An 11343-nucleotide genomic window follows, 5' to 3' on the forward strand; every position below is an offset into this window, starting at 1 on the left:
TCTTGCGCGTAACCTTGCCCATAAAACCCGTTCTCTCTCAGGTCGGATTATAGCTTATTGCCCTGTCCGAAAAATGGGGACCACCTCTATTGCCTGTTAAAGCGCATTTCGTATAAATTCCGACATAACGAAGCTATTCCACTTATCAAAATATATATTGAATTAATGAAAAGAATTGTTCAATAAATAATTTGTTTTAGATTTTATTATACGATATTTTTTCGAAAAATGAGGCGCATCTGGCATAATCATCATATATGGTTACATACAATCATATTATTGAAAACCTGCTCTTTTGCATATGCCCAGCCTGTTCCCGTAAGCGTGCTGAGCGCGGGCGTTACGCCACAGCAGAATATTCCCGACCATATTGACCCGCGCACCCATCTGTCCGGCAACTGGGGCGGAATACGGAACTGGCTGCTGGCACAGGGAATTGATATCCGTATATCGGATACCAATGAATTCTGGTCCAACCCGGTGGGGGGCGCGCAGGCATCCAGCAACTACATCGGGTCCGCCGCGGTTGAAATGGTGACGAATCTGCACACCCTGACGGGCCTGCCACTGGGTACATTTGACATCAGCGCCATGGAAATCCGTGGGCGACCATTCAGTAATACGCCCCTGTATGTTTTCAACCAGACATCGAATATCGAAGCGGATGATAACGGGCGGCTATATGAACTGTGGTACAGCCAGAAATTCATGGGAGAACGCCTGGCCTTCCGGATTGGCAAGCTGGATCTCGGGCATGACTTCATGGTCAGCAGCGTCGGGCTGAACTTCCTCAACGCGTCCTTTTCCTGGCCCATCATGCCCGATAATGACCTGTATGACCAAGGCCCCGTCTCCCCCGTGGCCACGCCTGCGATACGGTTGCGCTATACCCTGTCCCCACACTGGAATTTCCTGTTCGCGGCAGCCGATGACAATCCTGTGGGCGGCCCCTTCATCAACGCGAAGGACCTGTGGAACCAAAACCGCGACCCCGGTGGCACGCGCTTCAGTTTCCGCACGGGCGCTCTTTTCTTCGGGGAGGTCCAGTACCGGCGGACCCTGTACGGAAGGCAGGGCACATATAAACTTGGCGGTTACTTTGATACCGGACGCTTTCCCGACCAGTCCGATCTCAGAAAAAACCATAAAACCAACTGGGCCGTCTACGCCATTGCGGATCAGACGCTGCAGCATTTCGGGCGAATAACGGAGCTTGACGCTTTCATTCGGGGGAACTGGACAGCGGACACCGACCGCAACCAGATCGTCTATGCCGCAGATGCTGGGTTGTCCCTGAAGGGGCCGTTTGGACGTGCAGGCGACATGGCGGGGTTTGGTGCGGGCCTGGGGGCGGCTAGTCCCTATCTTGCCCAGGCGGACCGGCGTTCTGGCCTGCCCATGCAGGGCACCGAATATCATCTGGAGTTGACCTATCAGATCCCAATCACGCCATGGTTCATGCTTCAGCCTGATATTCAGGGCATCATATCGCCCAGTGGTGGTGTTCTCGATAATAAAGGGCAGCATGTGCATGACGAAGCCATCTTCGGTCTGCATAGCAGCGTAACATTCTGAACCACTCTGTACAAGGTTTTTTTGAAAAGATCCGACCAGACTGTGTTGTCCCGCCTTTTCATTCCAGGTTCAGCTAGAAATTCACATTGGTATGCAACCCGAATACGGCTTCATCACCAATCCGGTGCGTCGGACAGGATGGATCTCCCGTGCCGCCCGAGGGGTTCAGGACATATTGGAAATCGGGCTGCACGACCATCCATGGTGTGATCTGGGCCTGATAGGTCAGTTCAAAATGATTTTCGTTTCCCTGCACCAGGGCACCGCGCGCGCGATCATAGGCACGCACGCCTGATGTGACGCGACCGATACCCCAGCCCAGACCAAGTGTATCATTCGTCCTGCCTGAAAAGGGCGCCTTCAGGTTAAGGCCGGCATCAATGGCGAAGCTTATGATATTGCGATCACCACTATTACCCGTCGCCCGGACAAACAGGCCAAGTGCGCGTGATGCATCAGGCGACGGACGCCAGATCAACTGGTCGATTATCCCGTAAATCAGCCAGTTTCCCCGATCCCAGCGGGGTGTACCACCATCCGCGCCAAGAGACAGTCCCTGTGTGTTATATCGATAATCCGGAAATCGTGCCGTATCATAATAGCCTCCAAGTTTATAAACGCCTGACAGGCCCGGATGACTGGCCGCGCGTCCACTGTCGCCAGATTGAGGATTGAAGGCATACTGAATTTCGGTAATCAGTAGCGCGCCGGTTCCCATATTGAACTGCGTGCCACTTCCATCCCTTATGGTCTGGCTGGTGGGGTCCGCCGGGTTTCCGGTCACGCCAAAGACACTGCTATCCTGATTACCCGACGGATTGTCATCCGCCGCCGCGAACATGAATGTGTATTTTTCACCGGGTCGGTAGCGCAACCGGATTGCGGGAGCTGCAAGCGGCCATGAAGGACCGCCAGCATAAAGGTTGACCGAAGGACCCATTGGCCATCCGAAATTGGCGTTGAGGTACAGGGACGCGTAATCGCTGATCAGGAATTCCGTATCGAGATCCTGCTGGCCGATCTTGACGTCCAGCGCGCCCCTGAGAAAGGACTGCTGGTACCAAAGTTCAAACAGGCGGGTGGAGCGATCCGCCTCAAATCCGCTGATGGGGTTGAAATTGCCCAGATGGTCCTGAGTGACGGCACGTCCCCGGATCTGCAGGGCACTGATGTTGATTGTCGCGCCTTTAAGCCCGATCATCCTTTCCAGATCCGCCATCAGGGTCGGCATGGTAATGCCGATATAGGAAGGGCCCGTGCCCGATCCCCTGCCATCGCCATTGGTACTGCCGATCCCGCCCGTGGCGTTACCCCATAACTCGTTGACGTCCTGAATGCTCAGCGTCAGGCCGTAGCGGGCCAGCCATGGACGCAGTCCCCCCATATTCCCCAGCAGGCTCCCACCGGCAGACGGCGTATCTTGGCTGTGGCTGGTCGTGATTGCGCCTGCTTGCCAGGAATCACGCACGGTCGCCGGGTCAATCTGGGCCAAGAAAGGTGTACTGGCGCCCAGATGGGCCTGCCCACCCGCAATGGCGGTCTGGGCCTGCCCCGCAACGGAGATGAAACCGCCGATGCCCCAGAAGAAAATTCCCTCACATACACGCCGGAACACTCGGGTAACGCAAACCGCCGGAATCCTGCGTGATGTCAGTTCGCACGGTCGCAAATGTTTCTCATATTATCGTAAAAAAGGTCGTAATCCAGACAGATATCATATACCCGGTCTTCTTTCCACAACATGATGTTTTTGTTAAAGACACAATGTGAATAAAAGAGAATTGTGATATTATATCGTTCTCGTAATTTAATTTATTGTTTTTAAAAAATATGCCTGAAGGTCATAAAAAGGTGTCTATTCTGCTTTGGCGATGGACGAAAACACATAGCGGAAAATAAATTATCGCGGCTGCCGCTTCTATGGAAAACAATTCAGACTTTTCACTTTGGCTGCCTGCACAAAATGATCGCCGGCATGCGTGGTAATACGGAGTACCATGCTGCCTGCTACAAGGATTGGCCGCCCTACCATTGCTCATAACGGCTGATCTCTTGCTAGCAGCGTCTCCCCCGTGACCTTATTTTCCGTGTTCAGGTTCACGTCATGTCTGCGTGTTACGAGAACAGCGAGCATCGGCATGATGGCATGGCCAGGGTCGGGTGCCAGGAGGCCGGACAAATATTATGAGATCGATAGTGCATTACGGATTGGCAATCCTGATGATAGTCAGCATATCCGGCTGTGTGGCGCGCGCCGAAACAGAAACAGAAACAAACGGTATTTGCGAGACAGTGGAACAGGGTATCCGGCTGCATGTCGACGGCACGTATGGCGGATATCCCCATTCCGTCCTGCGTGATGCGGTGCTGGAGAGCGTAGCCTGTCCTTCGGGGAATGCAGAACTACGCGCTTTCCATACCATTGCGATACCGCCGCCCCATATGCGTATTGCCGTCATGCGCCCCATCGGGCAGGGCCAGCAGGGATCGCTGTCCATCATGCTGTTTTCACAAGGGCATTTCGTTATCGGCGAACGGATGTCCCTCTCTCCTTTCTCACGCACCCAGTCTCCTTTTTCGGTAAAGGCAGACATCAACCTTGCAACAGCACGCCTATGGGGCGATCTGGCGAACCGGATCGCACAGGGGAAGCGTGCCATTCCATAATGGGGAAACACGCTCAGTCCATCACATTTGCGATCCGGTTTACCGAAAATGGCCGTAGCTTGCACATATTCTGCGATGTCATTAGGTCACGGGCGCCACACAGTTATCTGGATACAGGTTCCTTGCTCGCTGCCGGTGTCGTCGTGGGTTTACCATCTCCGTTCTTTTTTTACAGTCTGAACACCAACAGGCCGCAGGTATCGGCAAGGCGGCCAATCGTTCAGGTTCGCGTCATGTTTGAGTGATATGATCGTTCGGATGAAATACAAATCTGGCCTTTCCCCAGCACGTTATGACGCACCAACAATCATTTTCCACTGGGGATGCACGGCCATTATCATGTTGCAGTTCGCAACCGCGAATTTATGGGGCCTGTTCCGGAACCCGCTACACCATCAACTGGTGGTGACCCACCTGACGGCAGGCATGGTACTGAGCGTTCTGTTTCCCGCACGCCTGCTATGGCGACTAGGCTGGGGGCGGCAGATCCGCGCCGCCGATCGCTGGCTTGATGCCATGCTGGCGCGCTACGTGGAATACAGCCTGTATGGGCTAGTCCTGCTGGAAATCCTCCTTGGGTATCTGTGGCGATGGGGCAATGGGCAGGCCATGAGTTTCCTGTCCATCCAGATCATGCCGCCCTTTGGCAGGTTTCCGACATCGACAGTCGGCATTCTGCACTGGCTGCACCAGTGGAATGGCTGGCTGATCATCGTGCTTGCCACGGGTCATGCGCTGGCCGCGTGTTTTCATTACTTCATTCTCCGGGACAATGTTTTTCAGAGAATGCTGCTGACAGGGAATGTATCCGATGAATATGGAAAGTAAAATACCGCTGCGCCCCAAAGAAATCCACGCGACCTCCCGTCTGGGCTGGCTGCGGGCCGCTGTTCTGGGGGCGAATGATGGTATCCTGTCAACATCCAGCCTGATCATCGGCGTTGCCAGCGCCCATGCGACACAGGGGAGCATCCTGCTGGCTGGAATTTCCAGTCTGGCTGCCGGGGCCATGTCCATGGCCGCGGGGGAATATGTGTCCGTTAGCTCGCAGGCGGATTCTGAGAAGGCTGACCTCGCCCGCGAAAAAAAGGAGCTTGGCAGTAGCTGGGACGCTGAAGTGAGCGAACTGGCCGGGATATACCGTCAGCGTGGCCTGGATGATATTCTGTCACGCAAGGTTGCCCTTCAGCTCATGAAGCATGATGCACTGGGGGCGCACGCCCGCGATGAACTCGGCATTTCGGACGCGACTGCGGCGCGTCCGGTACAGGCCGCCTTTGCATCGGCTAGCGCATTCTCTTCCGGTGCCATACTGCCCGTGCTGGCAGCCCTGCTGTCGCCAGCCAGCGTGGTCTCGTGGAGTGTATCCGCTGTATCCCTGATTGGTCTGGCGGTATTGGGAGTCGTGGGTGCGCGTGCAGGTGGGGCCTCACCATGGCGTCCGGCAATGCGGGTCATATTCTGGGGCATCGTAGCGATGGCCGTGACGGCTGCCATCGGCCGGATATTCGGGGTACAGACATAATGTATTAAATATTTCTGTATATTGAACGAATGGAATGATATCGTGAATGTACTTCTTGTAATTGTGCTATCAAAGGCAGTCGTTTCAGTGCTCTGCATGCGACTTGCATTTCATTTATATCGTGACAAAAACAATATAATATTACATAGAAATAGGTCTGTGGGATTATGCTATCCCGGCAATAGATAGTGGGCATCAACTTCCTTGAAGACTTTCCCAAGGCGGCTATGGGAACCCCGCTTCTCCTGCGGGACGCGAATTATATGCGCAGTGATCTCTATTCCGTTGTCGCTGCGATCGTTAATGGCCGACTACGATGTCGGACCGAAAGGCATTTGCCTACACGCCATGGTCATCCTGCTTGCGTACCTATCTCATCCAGGATGGCCGAACCGGGCATGCATGCAAGATCATCCTATACCGCCAGGGAGTCACGCACTCATGACATAACCGCTACCCCTGACGGTGTGGATCAGAGGTTGGCCATCCTGCCCCAGTTTCTCCCGCAGACGACAAATATGCGTTTCGACGATGTTCGTACGAACCGGGAAATCCATATGCCAGACATCCTTCAGCAACATTTGCCGGGAAAGCACCATGCCTGCATTCCTCATGAAATATTCCAGAAGTTTTAGTTCCTGAGGCTGCAGAAGAACCTTTTCGCCATTCCGTGTCACTGCAAGCGTCAGCAGATTGAGTTCAACGTCAGCCACATTCATTATTGTTGTATGCTGGAAGGAAGATGATCGACGAAGCAGTACCTGCACGCGCGCGACCAACTCGCGTAATGCAAATGGCTTGATCATGTAATCATCCGCACCATGCCGCAGACCGGCGACACGGCTTGGTACGCCATCCATCGTCGTCAGGAACAGGACTGGCGTCATGATGGCATAAGAGCGCATGCGCATGAGAATTGTCAGTCCATCCAGACCAGGCAGCATGCGATCCAGAATGACGATATCCCACGTTTGCGACAGGGCATGCTGCGATCCATCGGTCCCGTTAGCGACACAAACCACGTCAATTCCGCTTTCCTCCAGTCCCTGCCGCACGTAATCCGTAGTTGCGTGGTCATCTTCAACCAAAAGCAGGCGGGGGCGTGTTACCAGCGTCATGAAGCAGGCCAATCAACAAATTTAATGTCCCGCCCAGCGAGACTGAGTTCTTGATCAGGTTATCAGAATCATTGTTACATGACACCATCCATGACGATGGATAGACAATTATTGGCATTTTTTAATGTATCGACCATGTCTCCAAATTGAATACAGAATAAATAATATCAATATTCCATGTGATACATATCATAAATGTGGATGTATATGAATTATATTTTATACGGTATTAAAACAAATACTACGTACGCGCAGGCATATAAAAAATAAAAGACGGTAAGTTCTCTCCGGACAGGACAAGGCAAAGGGGTTAACGCGGAAAGACCATTGGGGTAAAGTCAGGCCACAGGGCTGGAGCCTCTGCCAACCGGACCTGTCATGATCGGGGACGGGTGGATCTTGTTCGGTCATCCATATCCTGAGAGGATGTCGCTACATGATAAATATGTCCAATGATGTCGTGGAATAGGATATCCCGACGCCGAAATGTGGAGACACGACGTATCATCGCCACGACGTCGTTTCGTATCGTCACGTTGTTCGCCGGTCTTTTTATATTGGGCGGCATGGTCATGACTATAACGTCAGGCCTTTACAGCCAGTCAACCATGCGCCAGCAGATCCGCCGGGAAGTGGAGAACGAGAGCCATGAGACATTTGCAGATGCTGGTGTTGCGGATGTCCGTCATCTCCTGCCAGTTGTGCAAGGACTGATCGAACATGAACCCGGTTTCCATTATTTGCTTCAGGACCCCGGACAGGTCATTGTCGCAGGCAACATGCTGCATCTGCGACCAGTGCCGGGCGAACGCTGGCTGGCATGGTCCCATCGCCTGCCGAAAGAAATCAACCAGGATATCGTTTATGGAATAGGTTATCGCCTTGATGACGGCGGCTATTACTTCGTGGGCATGGATGCCTCGCCCCTGACGCATCTCCAACGCGCATTATGGACAACGATCCTGTGGGGCATTGCAGGATTTGGTCTGATAGGGGTAGCGGGCGGCCTTTTCCTGAGCAACCTGATCCTGAAATGGATCGAGACGATAAGCAGGACGGCACGGAGCATCATGCAGGGCGATATGTCTCGCCGCATCCCGCTACGTGGCACGGATGATGAGCTTGATCATCTCTCGGAGAGCCTCAATGCGATGCTCGACCAGAATGAATACCTGATTGCAAGTCTGAAACAGGTCTCCAATGACATCGCGCACGACATGCGCCGCCCGCTGGCGCGTATGCGCCAGAATCTTGAGCGCGCCATTGGGGCACATGGACCTTCCGATACCATGCATGAGCAGGTCGAGTGTGCAATCGAGGATCTGGATGCCGCATTGGAAATATTTTCCTCGCTGCTCAAGCTGGCGCAACTTGAGTCCGGGGCATGGAACAACGAAATGGAACCCCTCGATCCCGCACGACTTCTGGAATCAGTTCTAGAACCGTATCGCTCCGTTATCGAAGACAATGGACAGCGCCTGGAAACCGAAATCATTCCCGCCTGCCCTACCGTCACCGGTCATCCAGTCCTTTTACGGCAGGCGTTCTCCAACCTGATCGAGAATGCCGTACGCCATACGCCCGACCAGACCACCATCACAGCGACCATAATGCTTTCGGACAAGACCATCACGATAGAAATAGCCGATAATGGTCCAGGCATTCCGGACGAAGCCATGCTTCGGGTATTCGACCGCTTTGTCCGTCTTGATACAAGCCGTACGCATGACGGTAACGGGCTAGGGCTTACCATGGTGAAAGCCGTAGTACAACTGCACCGGGGCACGATCGTCTTGTCTCACAACAACCCTGGCGTAAGGTGTATCGTTAAATTACCCATAGAGCTCTAGCCTTCACGGCCTCATAGACAGCAGGCCTCCTGGCTGGTTAGAGATGTGCAAATACGACTGAAGATTGGGGCATTGTAAGCTGACATCCCCGTGAGCTTTCGCCAGAAATAATGATGCCGCGCGCCCATGCGATGTGGCCGCCTGCAACGGTCCCGGCGAGCAGGGATCCAAATCGGGATTCATACAAACCATGCTGCTCTGGTCCCTGATTCTGGTTGCATCAGCCGCGGCATTTGGCCTGAGCGCCGTGTCGGGAGGCGGTGCCGGGCTGCTCCTAATGCCCCTGCTGGGGCTGGTGCTGCCTGGCACTCAGGTGCCAGCCGCCCTGTCGATCGGGACAGTTGCCAGTTCGGCGACGCGCATCATCTCGTTCCGGCAGGCGATCCGGTGGGACATCGTCCGGCATTTTGCGCCCACCGCGTTGCCCTTCGCCGCCCTGGGCGCATGGGCATTGAGCCGTATGGAGCCAGCCTATCTGTCGCTGCTTCTTGGCGTATTCCTGATGGGCAATCTTCCCCTTCTCTTTCGCAAGCCTGCACCCCAGGTCACTGTGAAAACGCCCCACGCTATCGAACTGCACGTGCTGGGTGCTACCGCCGGCTTCATTTCCGGTTTTACCGGAGCGGTCGGCCTGGTGTTCAATGGGTTTTATTATCGACTTGGTCTGCGGAAGGAAGAAATCGTCGCAACCCGCGCGGCCAACGAAATCATGCTGCATGTGCTCAAGATCGCTCTCTACGCTGAGTTCGGCCTGTTGAATACCCGGGCCAGCATTGCGGGTATCGCTGTTGCTGCGGCGGCGGTTCTGTCATCAATAATCATGAAGTACCTGTTGCCGCACCTACATGATCGCTTGTTTCACCATATTGGTCATGCCGCCATGGTCGTGGCGGGTGTCATGATGGTGATCTCCGCCAGTAGTCAGTTAGCGCGGTAGGCAAATGTCACGGTGCATTTCGCCCACGTAGCCCATGAAGCCGCAGCGTCCGTGTCATGGCGGCAACACACTTTCGCGGTCGAATGGAAAAATGGTGATGAACGCGAGTTGAGCCCCCGAGTGCTTTCCAGACTGGCTTCATCCCCTATGATAACAACCCATTGATTTGAGTGCGGGAATCTGATTCAGGCTCTGTGAGGAGACTGGAGATGAGCGACCTGTTTTGGCTGCCGGACGAACAAATGGAGCGTCTGCGGCCCTTTTTCTTTAAGAGCCATGGTAGAGCCTGCGTTGATGACCGCCGAATGCTGAGCGGCATCATTTTTGTCAATCGGAACGGCTTGCGCTGGCGCGATGCGCCCCGGGAATACGGTCCACATAAGACGCTCTAAAACCGTTGGAAGCGCTGGGGCGCCATGGGGATCTGCGCCCGGATGATGGACGGTCTGGCTGCCGGAAAGGCAGAGCCCCAGACCATCATGACTGATGCGACGTATCTCCAGGCACACCGCACGGCTTCGAGCGTGCGGCTAAAAAAGGGGATCCAGGTCGCTTGATCGGCCGCACCAGAGGGGCATAAACACGAAGCTGCATGCGATCACCGACCAGAGTGGGCGACCGCTGAGCTTTTTCATGACTGCGGGACAGATAAGCGATTATACCGATGCCGCTGCCCTGCTGGATAGTCTTCCTGAAGCACAATGGATGCCGGGAGATCGCGGGGATGACGCCGACTGGTTCAGGGACGCCCTGGAAGCAAAAGGTATAAAAGCCCTGCATTTCAGGACAGAAATCTCGCGGAAAACCGGTCAGATACGACAAGAGAAAATATAAACGCCGCAATCGCATCGAGATCATATTCGGAAGGCTCAAGGGCTGGCGGCGGGTTGCAACCCGCTACAACAGGTGCCCGACCGTCTTCTTCTCAGCCATCTGTCTCACCGCAACCGTCATGTTCTGGCTATGTGTCCCGAGCCTAGAAGCCGTCCGTACTTTGGTAAAAATCTTTCAACACCGTAATAATAATAACGTCCGCTATCATTATATTACCCGCAACAAAGTGAACTTTTCACCTGAAGATTATATGAATCTTACTTCACACGAGATTCACTATGACTACAGTGATATTTTTTTCATCGACGGCTTCAAATGTTCTATCAAGTGTTTGAGGGAGGCATCATGCCAGGATGGAAAAGTGAGCAAACACATTATCCTGAACCACTAGTGAGATCCAGTAAGCTCATCCCATCGGAAAATGCCATAAATGCATCAACGGCCTGTACTATGAGATGGCGAGACTGACAAGCATTGCCCAGTATACACTGGTTATTGCCAGATGAGTGACAGGCACCAGGGGATTCTTTTTCAGTTTCCATGAGCCGCATAATATGACCGACGTTTATGTTTCTGGCAGACACAGCCAGACGGATGCCACCAGTACGTCCCCGGGTACCTTGTACGATCCCGGCATGACACAGGTGTTGTACAACTTTCACAAGATGATTGTGCGAAATGCCATGCAACTCAGTGATGTTCCTGACGGTAACACGCGAATCAGGATTACACGCCAAGTGGATCAACACACGGAAAGCGTAGTCGGTACGCAGCGAAAGACGCATCAACCCCACCACCCATAGGCACGTGTTGACTGATTTTCCCAAGCAGCCTCTC

At 53.8% G+C, this 11343-nt stretch carries 9 protein-coding genes and 1 pseudogene; 7 read left to right on the forward strand and 3 right to left on the reverse strand.

From position 1 onward, the window contains the following. Nucleotides 1-324: 324 nt before the first annotated feature. Entirely contained in the window at nucleotides 325-1575 is a 1251-nt protein-coding gene (locus tag DY926_RS09665; protein WP_241503146.1) for a carbohydrate porin, read from the forward strand. A 73-nt stretch (nucleotides 1576-1648) separates the two neighbouring features. Here DY926_RS09665 and DY926_RS09670 read toward each other — a convergent pair whose 3' ends face one another. Further along, on the reverse strand, nucleotides 1649-3190 hold the full coding sequence (locus tag DY926_RS09670; protein WP_102325963.1) for a carbohydrate porin: 1542 nt from the start codon (nucleotides 3188-3190) through the stop codon (nucleotides 1649-1651). A 569-nt stretch (nucleotides 3191-3759) separates the two neighbouring features. On the opposite strand from DY926_RS09670, the gene DY926_RS09675 reads away from it, so the two are divergent. The 3 genes from DY926_RS09675 (at nucleotide 3760) to DY926_RS09685 (ending at nucleotide 5767) form a co-directional block, all read left to right on the forward strand. Next, nucleotides 3760-4242, forward strand: a complete 483-nt coding sequence (locus DY926_RS09675; RefSeq protein WP_102325965.1) for a hypothetical protein — start codon at nucleotides 3760-3762, stop codon at nucleotides 4240-4242. A 258-nt stretch (nucleotides 4243-4500) separates the two neighbouring features. Then, nucleotides 4501-5070: a cytochrome b gene (locus DY926_RS09680; protein WP_257997690.1), complete on the forward strand. Its 570-nt coding sequence runs from the start codon at nucleotides 4501-4503 to the stop codon at nucleotides 5068-5070. Beyond that, a complete protein-coding gene (locus DY926_RS09685) occupies nucleotides 5060-5767 on the forward strand; it encodes a VIT1/CCC1 transporter family protein (protein WP_007396730.1) in 708 nt (235 codons plus the stop codon). The genes DY926_RS09680 and DY926_RS09685 overlap by 11 nt, the downstream gene beginning before the upstream one ends. 431 nt (nucleotides 5768-6198) lie before the next feature. On the opposite strand, the gene DY926_RS09690 is transcribed toward DY926_RS09685, so the two are convergent. Next, nucleotides 6199-6885: a response regulator transcription factor gene (locus DY926_RS09690; protein WP_116703190.1), complete on the reverse strand. Its 687-nt coding sequence runs from the start codon at nucleotides 6883-6885 to the stop codon at nucleotides 6199-6201. 452 nt (nucleotides 6886-7337) lie between these two features. On the opposite strand from DY926_RS09690, the gene DY926_RS09695 reads away from it, so the two are divergent. The 3 genes and pseudogenes from DY926_RS09695 to DY926_RS09705 all read left to right on the forward strand — a co-directional run. Then, nucleotides 7338-8735 carry a sensor histidine kinase gene (locus DY926_RS09695; protein ID WP_025440171.1) on the forward strand — a complete coding sequence of 466 codons (1398 nt, stop codon included), beginning with the start codon at nucleotides 7338-7340 and terminating at the stop codon, nucleotides 8733-8735. Between the two features lie 190 nt (nucleotides 8736-8925). Beyond that, nucleotides 8926-9672: a sulfite exporter TauE/SafE family protein gene (locus DY926_RS09700; protein WP_241503147.1), complete on the forward strand. Its 747-nt coding sequence runs from the start codon at nucleotides 8926-8928 to the stop codon at nucleotides 9670-9672. Between the two features lie 209 nt (nucleotides 9673-9881). Then, nucleotides 9882-10636: pseudogene (locus DY926_RS09705) on the forward strand (IS5 family transposase); the annotation flags it as partial. A gap of 244 nt (nucleotides 10637-10880) precedes the next feature. On the opposite strand, the gene DY926_RS09710 reads toward DY926_RS09705, so the two are convergent. Then, nucleotides 10881-11291, reverse strand: a complete 411-nt coding sequence (locus DY926_RS09710; protein WP_116703191.1) for an RrF2 family transcriptional regulator — start codon at nucleotides 11289-11291, stop codon at nucleotides 10881-10883. Between the last annotated feature and the right edge of the window lie 52 nt (nucleotides 11292-11343).

Source organism: Komagataeibacter melaceti (assembly GCF_003403295.1).
In the GTDB taxonomy this organism is placed as follows: domain Bacteria; phylum Pseudomonadota; class Alphaproteobacteria; order Acetobacterales; family Acetobacteraceae; genus Komagataeibacter; species Komagataeibacter melaceti.